This window comes from Serpentinimonas sp. SMBJO2, from assembly GCF_056341105.1.
In genome coordinates, this window is sequence record NZ_CP150628.1 from 2,351,351 (window position 1) to 2,366,699 (window position 15,349).

The 15,349-nt window shown below is 60.2% G+C and carries 16 protein-coding genes and 1 pseudogene; 4 read left to right on the forward strand and 13 right to left on the reverse strand.

The annotated features are described in order from the left end of the window. Window positions 1-48: 48 nt before the first annotated feature. The gene (locus AAAZ40_RS10905; protein WP_476660390.1) at window positions 49-300 is read right to left on the reverse strand and encodes a hypothetical protein; all 252 of its coding nucleotides are present in this window, start codon (window positions 298-300) and stop codon (window positions 49-51) included. Beyond that, window positions 287-559 (reverse strand): BrnT family toxin, encoded by a 273-nt coding sequence (locus AAAZ40_RS10910; RefSeq protein ID WP_476660391.1) that lies wholly within the window; start codon window positions 557-559, stop codon window positions 287-289. Before AAAZ40_RS10910 ends, AAAZ40_RS10905 begins: the two co-directional genes overlap by 14 nt. Before the next feature lie 326 nt (window positions 560-885). On the opposite strand from AAAZ40_RS10910, the gene AAAZ40_RS10915 reads away from it, so the two are divergent. Continuing rightward, window positions 886-2,247 carry an IS1380 family transposase gene (locus tag AAAZ40_RS10915; protein ID WP_476659730.1) on the forward strand — a complete coding sequence of 454 codons (1,362 nt, stop codon included), beginning with the start codon at window positions 886-888 and terminating at the stop codon, window positions 2,245-2,247. Between the two features lie 379 nt (window positions 2,248-2,626). Here the strand turns inward: AAAZ40_RS10915 and AAAZ40_RS10920 are convergent, their stop codons facing one another. From AAAZ40_RS10920 to AAAZ40_RS10930, 3 genes are all read right to left on the reverse strand, one after another. Further along, a complete protein-coding gene (locus AAAZ40_RS10920) occupies window positions 2,627-3,256 on the reverse strand; it encodes a hypothetical protein (RefSeq protein ID WP_476660392.1) in 630 nt (209 codons plus the stop codon). Between the two features lie 145 nt (window positions 3,257-3,401). Further along, the gene (locus AAAZ40_RS10925; RefSeq protein WP_476660393.1) at window positions 3,402-4,046 is read right to left on the reverse strand and encodes a Pr6Pr family membrane protein; all 645 of its coding nucleotides are present in this window, start codon (window positions 4,044-4,046) and stop codon (window positions 3,402-3,404) included. Window positions 4,047-4,556: 510 nt separating this feature from the next. Then, window positions 4,557-5,963 carry an IS1380 family transposase gene (locus AAAZ40_RS10930; RefSeq protein ID WP_476660394.1) on the reverse strand — a complete coding sequence of 469 codons (1,407 nt, stop codon included), beginning with the start codon at window positions 5,961-5,963 and terminating at the stop codon, window positions 4,557-4,559. A gap of 177 nt (window positions 5,964-6,140) precedes the next feature. On the opposite strand from AAAZ40_RS10930, the gene AAAZ40_RS10935 reads away from it, so the two are divergent. The 3 genes from AAAZ40_RS10935 (at window position 6,141) to AAAZ40_RS10945 (ending at window position 9,194) form a co-directional block, all read left to right on the forward strand. Continuing rightward, a complete protein-coding gene (locus AAAZ40_RS10935; RefSeq protein ID WP_476660395.1) occupies window positions 6,141-7,514 on the forward strand; it encodes an IS1380 family transposase in 1,374 nt (457 codons plus the stop codon). Between the two features lie 298 nt (window positions 7,515-7,812). Beyond that, window positions 7,813-8,310, forward strand: coding sequence for a tyrosine-type recombinase/integrase (locus tag AAAZ40_RS10940; RefSeq protein ID WP_476660396.1), 498 nt, complete (start codon window positions 7,813-7,815; stop codon window positions 8,308-8,310). 74 nt (window positions 8,311-8,384) lie between these two features. Beyond that, the gene (locus AAAZ40_RS10945; RefSeq protein WP_476660397.1) at window positions 8,385-9,194 is read left to right on the forward strand and encodes a methyl-accepting chemotaxis protein; all 810 of its coding nucleotides are present in this window, start codon (window positions 8,385-8,387) and stop codon (window positions 9,192-9,194) included. 66 nt (window positions 9,195-9,260) lie between these two features. On the opposite strand, the gene AAAZ40_RS10950 is transcribed toward AAAZ40_RS10945, so the two are convergent. The 8 genes and pseudogenes from AAAZ40_RS10950 to AAAZ40_RS10985 all read right to left on the reverse strand — a co-directional run bounded on the left by AAAZ40_RS10950 (window position 9,261) and on the right by AAAZ40_RS10985 (window position 15,315). Further along, entirely contained in the window at window positions 9,261-10,550 is a 1,290-nt protein-coding gene (locus tag AAAZ40_RS10950; RefSeq protein WP_476660398.1) for a type II toxin-antitoxin system HipA family toxin, read from the reverse strand. A 9-nt stretch (window positions 10,551-10,559) separates the two neighbouring features. Next, complete coding sequence (locus AAAZ40_RS10955; protein ID WP_476660399.1) at window positions 10,560-10,871, reverse strand: helix-turn-helix transcriptional regulator; 312 nt, start codon at window positions 10,869-10,871, stop codon at window positions 10,560-10,562. A 152-nt stretch (window positions 10,872-11,023) separates the two neighbouring features. Next, window positions 11,024-11,236 (reverse strand): type II toxin-antitoxin system HicB family antitoxin, encoded by a 213-nt coding sequence (locus AAAZ40_RS10960; RefSeq protein WP_476660400.1) that lies wholly within the window; start codon window positions 11,234-11,236, stop codon window positions 11,024-11,026. A 2-nt stretch (window positions 11,237-11,238) separates the two neighbouring features. Beyond that, window positions 11,239-11,340: pseudogene (locus AAAZ40_RS10965) on the reverse strand (type II toxin-antitoxin system HicA family toxin); the annotation flags it as partial. Window positions 11,341-11,662: 322 nt separating this feature from the next. Beyond that, window positions 11,663-12,493: a hypothetical protein gene (locus tag AAAZ40_RS10970; protein WP_476660401.1), complete on the reverse strand. Its 831-nt coding sequence runs from the start codon at window positions 12,491-12,493 to the stop codon at window positions 11,663-11,665. 128 nt (window positions 12,494-12,621) lie between these two features. Next, window positions 12,622-13,221: a hypothetical protein gene (locus AAAZ40_RS10975; protein ID WP_476660402.1), complete on the reverse strand. Its 600-nt coding sequence runs from the start codon at window positions 13,219-13,221 to the stop codon at window positions 12,622-12,624. 344 nt (window positions 13,222-13,565) lie between these two features. Then, entirely contained in the window at window positions 13,566-13,793 is a 228-nt protein-coding gene (locus tag AAAZ40_RS10980; protein WP_476660403.1) for a hypothetical protein, read from the reverse strand. Window positions 13,794-14,325: 532 nt separating this feature from the next. Beyond that, a complete protein-coding gene (locus tag AAAZ40_RS10985) occupies window positions 14,326-15,315 on the reverse strand; it encodes an IS5 family transposase (protein WP_476660404.1) in 990 nt (329 codons plus the stop codon). Window positions 15,316-15,349 lie beyond the last annotated feature (34 nt).

Here is a 15,349-nt window from a genome sequence, read left to right on the forward strand (position 1 = left end):
CCTGGATCATTCCCCCGAACTTTCATTGTCGTTGCTAAAACGCCGTCGCTAAACGGCCACCCGCTTGCGGGTGGCCCGCTTTGAGCGACCTGTTATGCGGGCTGTTTCGTCTGCCAGCGCGAGCAAGCCGCGAAGTGCTTCGTTGACCGCTTCCGATGTAGGAAACGCCTTCGCCAGCTTGGGCTCAATTAGAGCCACAGATGTTCCCTTCGACGCTTCCTTGAAGAACTTCCCGCGCTCCAACTTCACAAAGTCGGAACGCTTGTACTCTGCGCGCATTTCTGCTTCAGCCTTCTTCATAAATCTTCCTTTCAGCGCGCGTAACGCGCCGTGCACTGATGATGCGCATTGTACCTGAGCGGTGCGTGTGTGAGACCGCAAGCAACCGACCCAAACTCGATGCGCTAAACGTGATGTACCGAGCCTCGCCCACGGAATGATCAGGATCAGAACCGGACACTGCAAGTTCATCGAGAAACACCGTTGCAGCCTCGTCAAACGTCACGCCATGTTTGCGGACATTGCCTGCAGCCTTCGGCGGGTCCCATTCAAACTCCATACCTCACGCCTCTCGGTGGTATTGCATAACGCCAAAGCTCAGGGGCGCGCCGAAGGCGCGTCCTGCTGGAGCGCAGTGTTAGATGATACAGGCACTTGAGCTACCAGCGCAACGCGAACCCAGCAGACCGGCAGCCGAAGAAGCAGCAGACGGAAACCCTGCCCGCTGTGCGCCAAGCAACCGCCACGAAGTCGAGCAACGGTGCCCAAGTTTTCCCCGCCACGATCTAACGTTGACCTAAATCCGTGCCCCACACCCCCACTTCCTATCTCAACTCCATGATTTTGTGAGATAATCTGCGCTGTAGTGGTTTCACCCAAGCGAACATGCCGCAGTTTCAGGTACGTCAATCGGCCCAGCACACGCTGACCTCTTACTCCGGTCTGGCCCTGATTGGGCAGTGTTGCGAGGCGGCGCAAGTCGATCTGGTGGTCGACCCGCAGTTGCCGGTGTCGCAGGGCATGAAGACCTCCGACATGGTCAAGGCCCTGACCGGCTTGCTCAGCCTGGGCAAGAGCGACTTTGAAGCCATAGAGCCGTTTCGGGGCGATCGCTTCTTCAAGCAAGCCCTGGGCCTGTCCAAAGTACCCAGCAGCGTCTGGATGCGCCAGCGCCTCGATGTCAAGGCCGAAGCCTTGCGCGAGCTGCTCGACGAGCTCAGCACGCGGCTGCTCGAGCGCACGCAGGCACCCATCACGCCCCACAAGGGCTTTGTGCGCTTTGAGGTCGACACCTTTGTCATGAACAACAGCGACAGCAAGAAAGAGCACGTCAGCCGCACCTACCAGGGTGTGGATGGCTACTGCCCGATTGCCGGCTACCTGGGCAACGAAGGCTGGAACGTCGGGCTCGAGCTGCGTGCGGGCAGCCACCATTCGGCGCTCGATACCGAGTACTTCTACGAGCGCGCCTTTGCCCGGCTGCAGCGCTTGGTGCCCAGCGCTCAGGCGCTCCTGATGGTCGAAGACAGCGGCTTTGACAGCGCGCGCCTGCTGCTGGCCAAGCTCGCCCAGCGCCAGCGCTGGATGGCGCAGGATCGGGTGCTGGAGTTCATTTGCAAGTGGAACCCCAGACGCCAGGACAAGGCCGCCTGGGTGGCGCAGGCCGAACAAGCGGGGGCGTTTGAGCAACTGCGCGCGGGCAAGCGCGTGGCCGTGCTCGATCTGACGCGCGAGCGCGCCTGGGGCCAGGACAGGCGTGCGCTGCGGCTGATTGTGCGCGTCACCGAGCGCACCATAGACCGCAAGGGCCAGCATCTGCTCATGCCGCAGATCGAACTCGAAGGCTGGTGGACGAGCCTGACGCTGGCGCCCGAGGCGGTGATCGAGCACTACCGCTACCACGGCGCGCACGAGCAGTTTCACTCCGAGATCAAGTCCGACCTGGATCTGGAGCGCCTGCCCTCGGGCAAGTTTGCCACCAACGATGCCTTGTTGCACCTGGGTGCCTTTGCCTACAACTGCCTGCGCCTGATCGGGCAGTTGGGGCTCACGGGCGAGCTTGCTCCCATACGCCACCCAGCCAAGCGCCGGCGCATCAAGACGGTGTTGCAGGAGGTGATGTACCGCGCGGCCCGGTTTGTGGCGCACGCGCGCCGCCTGGTGCTGGACTTTGGCTGCACCTTTGCCGACCATGTGCGCGTGTTTGCCGCGCTGCAGCAGCGGCTGCTGCGCGCTGCCAGCCCTTGAGCGGCACACCGAGCCGCATCGAACCGTTCTGAGGCTGCGCGCAAACGCGCCAGCAAGGAGCAGACACGTCTGTACGCGCGCAGGTGCCCCCAAACTGGGCGTATCTGGGCAGTTTGGGGCTGTATTGGGCAGCAAAAATCCACCCGTGTGATGCCGTTTGCTCAAAAAGTGAGCGGGCAGACGCGCTGCGCTGGGCTCAGGGGGAGGCAGGATCATGCTGCTTGGCCTGGAAGGAGGGGGTGGCTGGGTGGGGGCACGGATTCAGGGTTGAGGTAACCGGCGCGCGGAGGCGAGGCGCCCTGGCCGCGAGGCGCAAGATTGGCAGCGGGTGCATCGCGGCCAGGGTGCCTTGCCGTAGCGCGTCCGGTTGACCGTCATGTTAGGTGTCTTCTACTTGTCGGGTCAGGAACGTAGCTACGTCGAATACGCCATAGAAGGTGTGGACGATCGCTACTGAAGCATCCGGCCCAGCCGGATCCATGATTCGATTCATGTAGACAGTCTCGTCAATCTTGTCTGCTTCGTAGTGCGCGATCTGATCCTTGAAGCCGGCGAAGAGGTGTCCGAGCATCATTGCGACCATTCGGCGCTTCTGGTCCTCCTCGGGATCGTCGTCATGAAGATCAAGATAGACATGTCCGAAACTATGCGTAGCCCGGTTGAGTGATCGCCCGTACCGATCAAAGAAGATGCCAGCGGCCAAGTGATTGAAAAAGTTGTCCAGGCGTGCCATGTCAACGCGGTAACGCCGACTTCCATCGGGCAAGGTCTCTGATCCGGCCGCAAGGACCTCACGAAAGGCCGGGCTGCGAGACAACTGCGGTGCGATTGAGCGCATGAAGATCTTCCTTGCGAGACCCTCTCCCGTGGAGGCGCCGATGCAGATCTGGGCTAAGACGTATTGATCGTCGTTCGACTTTGCGTTGTTGTGTTCTGCGCATGAAGGAATCGCCTTCAGTTGCAGGCCTCCGCCGCGCGGGAAGAACGAGCGCGGCGGGATGTGCTCCATTCCAGTTGCGGGGCTTCCGCATACATAGCAGCGCAGACCAGATTTCATGACGTGGGCGATTGCGATGCGTTCGAGCGCGTGGGTGTAAGACGCCTAACACCTGAATTAAGCCGCTCCACAAAGCGGCGTCGGCTTGAATGAATTGTTAGGTAGTGCCACGACGAGGCAAATGACGGTCTGTTGCCATAAATACTACTGACAGAACGAATGCCAGTGACAGAATGACAGCGATGTTCGCCAAAACTGCCTCGTAGCCAAGTGCAGTGACATCCATGAAGGGATACGGGTAGCTGCCGGTAAAGGCACCCCGAATCAGAGTGTAAGCCAACCAGGCCACGGGCCACAGGAACGTCAGCCCGATTGTACGCCAATCAATCCTTGGCCTTGGACCGAACAGGAGCCAGCCAAGTATTGTCCAAAGAGGTGCGAAATAGTGAAGCCCAGCGTTGGCCCAGGCGCTTACCCCCTGGTGGTGTTCTATGTCGGAAAGCAATGTAACGTACACAACCCCCGTTACGGTAATCCCGAGCAGAGAGGCCAGCCTGAGCACACGCCATATCCGTCCATCTCTCTGTGGGTCGAGAACGAGGCTAATGGCCGTGAAAAGCACGAGCAAATTGCTTTGGATCGTGATATAACCAAAAAAATTCACGAATCTCGTTGTCAGATCCGGATGGTAACCAGTCTGACCCGTGTTGACATCTTGACCGTACCCCAACAAGAGCGCAATCTCAATGATTAGCGAGGCCAAAACAACGACAGCCAACAAGGAATGCCAGATACGGCTCATTGATTTCTCCACCTTTAGGAAAAAATCTCTCTTGCGGCCAGACTCCTGAGCTAAGGGGCGCGCCGAAGGCGCGTCCCGCATAAGCGCAGTGTTAGATGATACAGGGACATGGACAACCAGCGCAACGCGAACCCAGCAGATCGACAGCCGAAGAAGCAGCGGACGAGTGCCCTGCCCACACCGCACCGAGAAACCGCCACGAAGTCAAGCAGCGGCACCCAAGTTTTACGCCACGATCTAACGTAGACCTGAATCCGTGACCTCAATTCCCGTTCGCACCCCATGAGCACGCCATTGCTGCCGGAATCAAGATTTCGTGTCCGATCTTGGCCAGATCGGGGGGTGCAGCCTCGATTTTGCGGGCGCGACGCTGCGCTCGCCCGTGCTGCAGGGGTGATTCGTACTGCGTTGGCTGCCAGCGGCGCAGCCCAGTGCCCGCAGCCGCCTGCGTGTTGTCGCATCCGTGCGCTCGCTGGCCCGGTTGATGGCCCGTTCGGGCAGTTGAGGGAGCTACGCCGCCTTGAACTTGGCGTGTGCGCGCTCAAACACCGCAAAGCCCGAATCGGCCCCCGAGATTCCCAGCACCCAGCGCCGGGCGTGGCGGATGATGCGCGCGGCCTTGAACATCATCTCCTGCATCACCGTCTTGAGGCGCCGACGCAACGCCGCCTTGCGCAGCGGGCTGTCGCCCTCGTGCAGCGTGTGCTGCCCCACAAGGCGCAACAGGTTCATTGCCACCGCCGCCAGCGCACACACCAAGTGGTTGGTGGCAAACTTGCCCGAAGGCAGGCGGTTCAAGTCCATGTCGGTCTTGAACTCGGCATGGAACTGCTCGTGCGTGGCATGGTCGCGGTACAGCGCCACGACCTGCTCGTCGCTCACCTCAGGCCCGAGCGTGGTGCTCCAGCCTTCGAGCACATACTCGGGCAAGAGCAGCGGCTGGCCGCGCTTGTCCAGGGTGCGCTCGGTCAGCCGGTAGACGCAGCGCAAGGCGCGGCTGTGCCCGCTACTGACCTCAAGCGCCTCGAGCGCTTCGCTCCACAGGCACTCGCGCTTGCCTGGCCGCAGCGGCGTCCAGGCCGTGCCCGCATCGGCGCAGCGCTGCGTGGCGATGCGCTCCACCGGCGCGCTGCGCGGGTTCCACTTGATCAGCACATCGACTGGGCGTCCCAGCCGGGCCGCTTGCTGCAGCGTCTGCGCCATCAGGTGCTGCGAGCAAAAGCCCGAGTCGGCTCTGAGCAGCAAGGGCGCTGCGCTCACCGCACAGGCCGTGCGCAGGGCGCGTTCGATGTTGTATTCGCTCTCGCTGGCGCTGTGCTGGCTGCCCGCGCGCAGCTCCAGCTCCAGGCAGTAGCCGCGTGTGCCCAGGTAGAGCGCAATGGGGCAGTAGCCCTGCACCCCGGCGTAGGTCCAGGACACGCCTTCTTTGGCGCTGTCGCTCTGATCCATGACGAAGGTGTCAATGTCCAGCGGCAGGTGGCCAGTTGGCAGGGCACCAAAGTCGATGGGCGCGCCGTTGATGCGCAGGCCCAGCACGGCGCGGTTGATCCGATCGACCAGCTCGCTCCAGTCGCACCCCATGGCATCGAAGCGCTGGCGCAGTGTGGCGCTCGATGGCACGGCGCGCAGGCCCAGCGCCTGGTGCGCAAAGCGCTGACTGCGCAAGCCTTTGACCGCCTCGAAGTCGTTCTTGCCCAGGGTGAGCAAGCCCAGGTAGCACTTGATGATGTCGCTGTTGGCGATACCGCCGCGCACCGGGTACTGCGGGTCTACCATGGCGCTCAGGTTGATGCGCTTGAACAAGCGCCCGACCAAGGCCAAACCGCCGTGGCTGCTCAAATCATAGGGCAGCTTCTTGACCACAAAATCTACCGGATCCGTCATGCGTTCTTCCTGCACCCGCTGGGTGACACCCACATGCGGATCAAGTCGTTGATTTCAAGGGGCAATCGGGGGGATTTTGGCTTGAGGTCACGGATTCAGGTAGATGTTACCTGAATCCGTGACCTGAGTCCCGCAAACCCCATGTTTTTCTATTATAATCAACGAACTATCCACAAACAAACGCGCACCCACTAGGTGCAAGCGCCGCAAATGACTGACCCAGTCGAGTTCGTTGTCAAGAAGCTGCCCTACGACCTGAGCAGCCACGGTGGCTTGGCCTTGGTGGGGCGCTTGTTCAAGCGCATCAACCTGCCAGCGATGGTGGACCCCAAGTACCCGGTGCGTGCTGGCATCGCCAACAGCGACATCCTCAAGTGCTACGTAGCCATGCTCACCTTGGGCAAGAACGACTTCGAAGCCGTCGAAGCCTTTCGCAAGCAGCGCTTTGCCCACCAAGCCTTGGGCCTGCGCGCCGTGCCCTCCAGCGCCACCTTGCGCCAGCGCTTCGACGCCATGGGCTGCGAGTGGAGCGAACTGGCCGACTCGATCAACCGCGCCCTGCTGGGCCTGCACATCGATGGTGCAGCGATCGACTTCGGCACCCTGCCCAGCGGCCACCTGCCACTGGACATCGACACCTTCGTCATGGATCAGAGCGACAGCGCCAAAGAAGGCGTCTCCTACACCTACGCCGGCGTCGATGGCTACTGCCCCATCGCCTTGTACTTGGGCACACGCGGCTACTGTCTGGAGCTCGATCTGCGAGCGGGCAGCCAGCACAGCGCGCGCGAGAGCGAATACAACATCGAGCGGGCACTCGGCTCCGCCTGTGCGGTGGCCCAAGCGCCTTTGCTGCTGCGCGCCGACTCGGGCTTTTGCTCGCAGCACCTGATGGCGCGCACACTGGAACAAGCGGACAAGCTGGGGCGAGCCGTCGATCTGCTGATCAAATGGAACCCACGCTCGGCGCCGGTGGAGCAAATTGCCGCCCAGCGCTGCGCCGATGTCAGCACCGTCTGGAACCAGATCCGAGCCGGCAAGCGCGAGTGTCTGTGGAGCGAAGCACTGCCTGCCGTGCAAGTGCCCCAAGGAGGCAGCCGCACCCTGCGCCGCGTCTATCGTCTGACCGAGCGCACGCTGGACAAGCGGGGCCAGCCCTTGCTCTTTCCCGAGTACGTGCTGGAAGGCTGGAGCACCACGCTGGGGCCAGAAGTCACGCATGAGCAAGTCATCACCCTGTACCGAGACCATGCCACGCACGAGCAGTTTCATGCCGAGTTCAAGACCGACATGGACTTGAACCGACTGCCCTCGGGCAAGTTTGCCACCAACCATCTGGTGTGCTCGCTGGCGGCGCTGGCCATGAACCTGCTGCGCATCGTGGGGCAGTACACGCTGCACGAGAGCGACAGCCCGATGCGCAAGACCGCACTGCGCCGGCGCATCAAGACCGTGATGCAAGAGCTGATGTACAAGGCCGCGCGCGTCATCAGCCATGCGCGGGGCTGGGCATTGGGCATCTCGGGCTCGGACTCGGGCTTTGCGGTGTTTGAGCGTGCCTTTGGCAAGATGAAGGCAGCTTAAGGTTGCTGGCTGGGTCAGATCGGGCTCAGCGAACTCACGGATTGCGAAAAACGCGGGGTTCTGCGGGGCTAAGGCTGCGCTGGTGGTGGCGAAAGCGGGCGAAAACACGGTTAGATGGGCTTGCAAGCGCCTTGTGCGGGGTGTTTGTGAGCGCCGATGGGTCTTCGCGCGGCCCGCTGGGCGGGAAAAGTGCGAGAAATCTCAGTTTGGGGCGGCGGTTGGGCGGGCATGTCGTGATGCGGGGATTGAGGTCACGGATTCAGGATCTACACACCAACCTGCAACCTGTTGTTTTTCGATGAGCACCTCCTTGCCTGTCGTAGGCGGAACACCTGCTGGGGTGCCTGATGCGCAGCCGCCCAGGCTGCTGGATCAAGTTCGAGCGCGCATCCGGGTAAAGCACTACAGCATCCGCACCGAGGAACAGTACGTTTTTTGGACCGTGAACGGGCGCGTGGCGGCTTCGACCCAGAACCAGGCGCTGTTGGCGCTGTTGTTTCTTTATCGCGAGGTGCTGGAAATCCAGTTGCCGTGGCTGGACAACATGACGTGCGCCAAGCCTTCGCAGCGCCTGCCCGTGGTGCTCACCCCCGCCGAGGTGCGCGCCGTGTTGGGCCGCATGGACGGTGTGCATGGCCTGATGGCTCGACTGCTGTACGGCACCGGAATGCGGCTGATGGAGTGCGTGCGGCTGCGCGTGAAGGACGTGGATTTTGGTCGCAACGAGATTCTGATCCGCGACTGCGGCTCAGTGGGTCTGGCAGTTCGTGTTCTGTTCGGGCAGCCACCCAACTGACGCCCAAAGAGCAGGACCTGGCACGCACTTTCGAAGCCGCACGCTCGGAGTATGTACGTGTCAAGATCGGCATCATGGACGAACTGCAGGCTGCCCGCGTCGACCCAGCCCGCAGCGAATACCAGACCCGCATCGCTGCCGCCCAAGGTGGCACCGATGTGGCCCAATCCGCGCACAATGCAGCACAAGCTCTGATTGACGAGCAAATCACCCTGGCCAGCGCCAGCTATGAGGCTGTCAACCGTTCCAAGGACAGGATCGACATGGTCGCTGCCGGCGGCACCCTGCTCGCGCTGGCGCTGGGTAGCTTGCTGGCGCTGTTCATCACGCGCTCCATTACCCAGCCCATGCAGCAAGCGCTGCAGGTGGCCCAAGCCGTCGCCCAGGGCAACCTGACTGCGGCGGTGGATAGCGACGCACGCGACGAAACCGGCCAACTGTTGCGGGCGCTCAAAACCATGAACCAGAGCCTAGCGCGCATCGTGCTCGAAGTGCGCACCGCAGCCGACGCCATCGCCAGCGGCTCGAACCAGATCGCCAGCGCCAATGCCGCCAAGGAAATCAAGGCCCTGATCGGCAGCAGCGTCGAGCGCGTGCAGGCCGGCACCGAGCAAGTCGGCCAGGCCGGGCAAAGCGTGGCCGACATCGTGGCCCAGGTGCAGCGCGTCACCGATCTGATCGCCGAAATCAGCGCCGCCAGCCGCGAACAGTCCGAGGGCATCACGCAGGTTGGCGAAGCGGTACAGCAACTCGACCACGTCACGCAGCAAAACGCTGCGCTGGTGGAGCAAAGCGCCGCTGCCGCCGACAGCCTCAGGGGCCAGGCCGCGCACCTGAAGGAACTGGTGGTGGTGTTCAAGCTCGACGCAGCGAACCGCGCCTGAAGCAAAGAGGGCTTGTCATGGCAAGAACTCTTGGGTGCTGTGCGTGCAGCGACCTGACCGAGAGGGTCACCCCTCTTCACCCGGCGGCTCTGTGCGGTAAAAGCAGTCTGGCAAGAAGGCTTGGGCGCAATACTCTATCGAACGCGGCTCCACGCGGTTCCGGGCAAAGATGTTGCGCCAGCTCTGCACCACCTGCTCCAGCTGCGCCACAATCGCCCGAGCTTGCTCGAACGAAAGCCCAAACACCTCGCTCGCCGAGAGCAGGTTGTAGAGGCTGGCCGCACGCCCGTAGCGTCCTGTTTCCAAGGCCAAGTCACGCCGCTCCTGCGAAATGAGAGGCGCCGGCACGATGTCGTAGGCCGGTGACAGGCGCCAGCCAGCCGTCGTGCGCAGCAGCGCGTGGTTGCGCGGATGGTCGTCGTTGTTGGTGACCATCGCATTGAAGACCATGCGTTTGTACAGCTCGCGCCGGTCTTCGTCCGGTTTGGCAGACCAGCGGCGAAGTTCATCGGCCAGCCGCAGATACGACCAATGCTCGCGGCCTTGGATGCCGTCGTCGGCATTGAGCACCGTAAGACCGGAGACCAAGCCATGTCTGGCGTACCCGCCAACGCCTTGCAGCATATCCGGGTTCCACTCCCGGTCGAAACGCACGAGCATCAGCGCCTCGGCTTTGCCTACCGCTTCGATGCGGGTGTCGCACACCTGCAGCCCCGCCTCCCGAGCGAGCTCCAGCGTCGCATACTCGATGCGCTGCATGTTGTGCGTGTCCCGCTTTTCCGGCAGTTTGGCCAAATACAGGCGGTGGCCATCCTCGAGCGTGACCTTGGGCCGCGCTCCTCCCATGCTGGTACCAGGCTCCAGTTGCTCGAGCAGCTCATGCGGGAGCTTGCCAGTTTCATCCAATTGCTCGGCCGCCAGAACCAAGGCTTCGAGTTGGTGCGTGCGGTTGAACGTCTTGGCGGGCCCGGGGGGCTGCACAGAGCGTCCAAAGCGCAAGTTGCCCGCCGCGTCGTCTGGCCCATTGAGCAGGTACTCGATCTCGGAGATGTCCGCCTCCTCCCGTTGCAGCCGCGCCTGGATGACGCGACGCCCCCAAGCATCCGGACTCGCGTCGCGCAAGGCGCCCGGAATGCCCTTGAGCAGGGTGAACTTCAGTGGCTTGGTGGTGAGCGGCAGGTGATACGGGTCGAGCTCAACCACATTTGAGCGCTCCAGATAGCGCTTGCCGTAGGTGAAAGTGCCCTCATAGGCATCGGCGGCAAGCTGCCTGACCTTCAGGGACGCACAGGGAACCCAATCGAAGGTGCCAGGCAGCTGAATGTACGCGTAGCAGAGTTCGTCCGTGTCGGCCATCGTGCGCCCTTAAAAATCGTTGTCCCGCCCCACCGGGGTACGCACACGTTGCGGTCGACGCGCCGCTTCGAGAATCTTGCCGTGTTCATCTTGGTCCGGATGTGCCACGCCTTGGGCAGACTCCAGCAGCCCCAACTGCCACAGCACCGACAGAAAGGTTCCGAGTGCCACGCCAGGATCACCGGTCTCGAGGCGGTAGAGCGAGCGCCGGCCAATGCCACAGGCACGCGCAAACTCCTGTGCGCTCTGGCCACGACGAACGCGGGCTGTCTTCACCCGCTGGCCAAGGCCCTTGAGCAAGCTTTGCACTTCGTACGGCATGGGTTCAGAGAACTTGACGCCTAATTGAGTCATATACGGCCCATTTTAATTGATAACGGGCCATATTAGGCGCAGTTCAGTTCGCCGTCAAGTACTTCGCGAACCCGACAGGCCGACAGTCGAAGAAGCGGACGGGAGCCATACGAGGACAGTTAGGCGGCGATGTCGATGTACTCGACTTGGCTCGAAGGCAGAGGAGCAGGCACTCCATCCTCGCGAAGGCCATCAAGATGAAACCCGATGGCCTCGCGGATCTGCTCTTCAACCTCGGCCACGGTGGTGCCGGTGGCGACACAGCCCGGAAGGTCAGGGACGAACGCTGAGAAATTGCCCTCAGCCTGCTCAATGACGATTGCGTAACGCATGTTCAACGTCCCTTTCGACCGGCCTGCTTGAGGATACTACCCAGCGTGCCGGGTGCCAAATCGTCGCTGGGTTTGCCCGGCACAGGGACCCGGCCTGGCTTGGATGGGTGCTTGAGCTATCGGTGGCTGCCGCGAGTAGCGACCAAGTACCAACCTTCGTCATGTAGCAGGCGCAGCATGTCGTTGACTTTCATGCGACAAGTTTACCCTGGCCCTTCACAGGCCGCCTAACACCCAAGCTCAGGGGCGCGCCGAAGGTGCGTCCCGCTGCAGCGCGGTGTCAGATGATGCAGGCACTTGAGCTACCAGTGCAACGTAAGCCCAGCAGCCCGACGGGCGAAGAGAAGCAGCCGACGGAAACTGATCTTGCCCCCGTATTCCCGGACCTGTCCTATTCGCAGCGTTCCCTGTACCGAAGTGTTAGAACTATTTGAACCAGCGGACAATTTGCTCTCTTAGTTCTGGGGTTGTCTGCCTTGCAATAAACTCGTTGAGGCGAGCAGGATCTGGCTCGATGCGATCAGCATCCAGAAGGACCTCCCAAGTATCAAAGTCGGCTGGGTCGTCTGCAACAATAACCCCGATCCCAAGTTTTTTTGCTTCCTCTGTCACAACATCCAGCTCACTGCCCATCTCATCTTGCGCAGCACGAGGAATATGGCCAACAACATAAGCGCGGGTTGCAGAACGACGATGCGAAAGCGCTTCATATACAGCAGTAATGTCTAGGGTGTTAGTGGGCTTTATCTCGAAGGAGATAACCTCAAGAAAACGTCCTGGTAGATATGGGAAGGTTTTATATCCCACTACCGTGACATCAGGCCTTGTCCATTTTCCGCCAGTATGTCTTGAACCTTGTTTGGCCGTTACTTCGACCAAGTAATTGTCAAACCCTTGTTCCTTAGACCAGTGATTTCTTAATACTGATGAAACGGGCTCGTAGAGATCTGACTCCTTTGAATAGTCTGGGGCCTGAGGGGTGCCATCGACAACAGAAGCCACCACTGCCGGGGGGGCTGCTTCCGGCTGGACGGGCGTTGGTACGAGCTTTGTACTACCCCCTCGGCCTCGCCCCGCTTCTAATTGTCCACGCTCAATCAGGCGGCTTCTGATTTCCCAAAATAAGTTTTCGCTCCAGTTCTGTCCGAGTTGCTCACGTAGAGCTTTATTACCAATAGTTGCAGCCGCAGGAACGGCGGCAAGCAACTCCTGCTGTTTTGCCTCGATTTGTTCTGGTGAAAGGCCGTCGAGTGACATAGTTTCCTCAGGGTAGTCTAACGTCCAAGGTCACCTACCCCTGCCCGTGGCGCGACGGATGCCGCCGCGAAGCGGCAAGCATTCCGGCGTGACACGGGTAGGGGTTAGGTGGACCGCCTTGTTCGGCCTTATTGTTTTAGCCATGTTGCCCATGAATCTTGAAATGCGAAGGGCACTCCCTCTTGCTGGCACACTCGAACTGTGTGTCCGGTTCCGCCAGCCAAGGGGTCTTCCATACTCACGTAAAACAATGCACAGATTGGTTTAGGAAATGCTTTCGAATGTCCAATGACTTTCATCGTATCTCTTATTAAGTATGCTGCCTTTGCTCCAAGTGATCCTTTCTGACCACGCCTAGATACTAACCCCTTGTATTTCGGACTTGCGGAGGACGTCTTGTAAGCAATCTCCTCCTCTTGAACACGCGAAAGCGAATCTGGGGAGTCATAAACTGCGTCCGTGTAGCGGACGCTTTTTCTGTGCGATTCATATGGTGCCACCACCTGCAAGCGACGCGGATCAACCTCGGCGACGCCTCTGGAAAACGCCTCATCTGATCCCTCAGCATTGCCTGAACGAAAGCGTAACTCGGGGAATCTCAGTGCCAAGCTTGCACCAAGTTCCTGTGCTTGCTTGGCAAAGTCGTCAGGAATAGCCCTGCGCCCTTCAAGTAAGATAACCCCATCAGGGTGCTTGCCAACGAGAATCTGGAATTCAGGGAAAGTCATATTTTTTGCCGAACGCCCAAGCTGAGGGGCGCGCCGAAGGCGCGTCCCGCTGGAGCGCAGTGTTAGATGATACAGGGACATGGACAACCAACGCAACGCGAACCCAGCAGCTCTATGCTTGAAGAAGAAACGGACGAGTACCCTGCCTGCAGCGCGCCAACCAACCTCCACGAAGTCAAGTGACGGTGCCCAAGTTTTCTGCCACGATCTAATGTTCAAGCTCAGATGCTCTGCTCGGCTTTAACGCGAAGCGCTCCTTGGAACGCTGACTTGGGTAAAGATGATTGGAAGTTCTACAGGGGGGAAATTAACGTGAAAAGTCAGCAATGGTGAAACAACAGCCGTTACCGAAGCCGAAACCCTTTCCCCTCCATACAGTTTGCAAGAAGTTCCTGCTGTCTGTTTGCTGCAACATTATTAATGCCGATTTGAAACCTGCATGCTGAAATGGAAGTGCGCACACCTTCTGCGGAAACACCTTCTTTACTCCAAGACGGCTGATGAGGGGTGGCACAACCAGCAACAAAAGCGACAGCAGCAATAACAAGAATTGTGGGTGACTTGATGAACATGAAAACTCCTTGGGTTGGTAGAAACTTAATCGAAGTGTTCTCGAAGCGGGGGGATGATATTGCGCGTTGCAAATCCAAGACTCTAAAGTTCAGGGAACCAACCTCCATTGGCGCCCCCTGCTAAAATGAAGCATTTGATGTTCACGACATACCATCAAAACTTGTACCAGATTGGCCAAGCTTGATGGTAGCACACGCCTGCGACAGAAACCAAAATCGTGCCCAGCAAGTTACCGGCAAACGAAGGAGCAGCAGAGGGCAAACCAGCAGCGCGCCAACCAGCCGCCACTAAGTCAAGCAACGGTGCCCATGTTTTTCCGCCACGATCTAACGCAAAGTGTACCCACTTTTCGGTGTAAATTCTAGGGAACCCCTGCACAACCACCCAAGAATCGACCCCGATCAGCTTCCATTTCAAATGGCGACATTGTTGACCTCGGCACGCGGCGCCTGGCGTGATTTTCCGCGCCTTTGGGCATTTTTTGCTCAGTTTTTATCGTTATTTGCTGCTTTCCGCCGCTTTTGGACGCACTTATCCCTGCAAGTCCTGCAGCAAGTGCCTGCGCGCCAGCCACAGGTTGCTCAGCGCAAACAGCGTCACCAGGTTGGCCGTGTTCTTGGCCAGCCCCCGGTACTTGACCTTCACAAAGCCAAACTGTTGCTTGATGACCCGAAACGGGTGCTCGACCTTGGCGCGGATGCGCGCCTTGGTCTGCTCGATCTGTTCGAGCAAGGCCCCCAGCGGTGTGCTGGTGTCGAGCGCACGGCGCTGGCTCGACATCATGGCGGTGTGCCAGCTCACATCCGGGTGCTGGGCCTGAATCTCTGCGCGCTTCTCAACGCCACGGTAGCCCGAGTCGGTAAAGACATCGGTTTCTTCGCCGTGCAGCAGGGCGTGCGCCTGGGTGACGTTGTGGACGTTGGCCGCCGTGCCAACCACGGTATGCACCAGACCGGAGTCGGCATCGACACCGATGTGGGCCTTCATGCCAAAGTGCCAGTTCTTGCCTTTCTGTGTCTGGTGCATCTCCGGGTCGCGCGCTCCAGCCTGATTCTTGGTCGAGCTCGGTGCCGCAATCAAGGTCGCATCGACCAAGGTGCCCGCGCGCAGCAGCAAGCCTTGCTGCGTCAGCAGCGCGTTGACCACGGCCAGCATCTGCTCGGCCAGTTGGTGCTTTTCCAGCAGGTGCCGAAAGCGCAGGATGGTGCTCTCGTCGGGCAGCAAGTCGGCGCACAGATCGAGCCCGGCAAACTCGCGCAGCACTTCGGTGTCGTAGAGCGCTTCTTCCATGGCCGGATCCGACAGGTTGAACCAATGCTGCAGGAGGTGGATGCGCAACATGGTCTCGAGCGCAAACGGCGGCCGACCGCCCTTGGCTCCAGGCGCGGGCGCGTGCGGCTGGATGAGTGCCAGCAAGTCCGCCCAAGGGACGACACGATCCATCTGTTGGAGAAACTCACGCTTGCGCGTGCGCTTGACTTTGCGTTCAAACCCGGTGCTGGAGAGGCTGGTCTGTTTCATGAGCAGATTGTCTCAGGTGGGAGGGTTGTGCAGA

Excerpts from the sequence above, each read along its gene's own strand:
- AAAZ40_RS10905 (WP_476660390.1), bottom strand. The coding sequence starts at position 300 with ATGAAGAAGGCTGAAGCAGAAATGCGCGCAGAGTACAAGCGTTCCGAC.
- AAAZ40_RS10910 (WP_476660391.1), bottom strand. The coding sequence starts at position 559 with ATGGAGTTTGAATGGGACCCGCCGAAGGCTGCAGGCAATGTCCGCAAA.
- AAAZ40_RS10915 (WP_476659730.1), top strand. The coding sequence starts at position 886 with ATGCCGCAGTTTCAGGTACGTCAATCGGCCCAGCACACGCTGACCTCT.
- AAAZ40_RS10920 (WP_476660392.1), bottom strand. The coding sequence starts at position 3,256 with ATGGAGCACATCCCGCCGCGCTCGTTCTTCCCGCGCGGCGGAGGCCTG.
- AAAZ40_RS10925 (WP_476660393.1), bottom strand. The coding sequence starts at position 4,046 with ATGAGCCGTATCTGGCATTCCTTGTTGGCTGTCGTTGTTTTGGCCTCG.
- AAAZ40_RS10935 (WP_476660395.1), top strand. The coding sequence starts at position 6,141 with ATGACTGACCCAGTCGAGTTCGTTGTCAAGAAGCTGCCCTACGACCTG.
- AAAZ40_RS10940 (WP_476660396.1), top strand. The coding sequence starts at position 7,813 with ATGAGCACCTCCTTGCCTGTCGTAGGCGGAACACCTGCTGGGGTGCCT.
- AAAZ40_RS10945 (WP_476660397.1), top strand. The coding sequence starts at position 8,385 with ATGGACGAACTGCAGGCTGCCCGCGTCGACCCAGCCCGCAGCGAATAC.
- AAAZ40_RS10950 (WP_476660398.1), bottom strand. The coding sequence starts at position 10,550 with ATGGCCGACACGGACGAACTCTGCTACGCGTACATTCAGCTGCCTGGC.
- AAAZ40_RS10955 (WP_476660399.1), bottom strand. The coding sequence starts at position 10,871 with ATGCCGTACGAAGTGCAAAGCTTGCTCAAGGGCCTTGGCCAGCGGGTG.
- AAAZ40_RS10960 (WP_476660400.1), bottom strand. The coding sequence starts at position 11,236 with ATGCGTTACGCAATCGTCATTGAGCAGGCTGAGGGCAATTTCTCAGCG.
- AAAZ40_RS10970 (WP_476660401.1), bottom strand. The coding sequence starts at position 12,493 with ATGTCACTCGACGGCCTTTCACCAGAACAAATCGAGGCAAAACAGCAG.
- AAAZ40_RS10975 (WP_476660402.1), bottom strand. The coding sequence starts at position 13,221 with ATGACTTTCCCTGAATTCCAGATTCTCGTTGGCAAGCACCCTGATGGG.
- AAAZ40_RS10980 (WP_476660403.1), bottom strand. The coding sequence starts at position 13,793 with ATGTTCATCAAGTCACCCACAATTCTTGTTATTGCTGCTGTCGCTTTT.
- AAAZ40_RS10985 (WP_476660404.1), bottom strand. The coding sequence starts at position 15,315 with ATGAAACAGACCAGCCTCTCCAGCACCGGGTTTGAACGCAAAGTCAAG.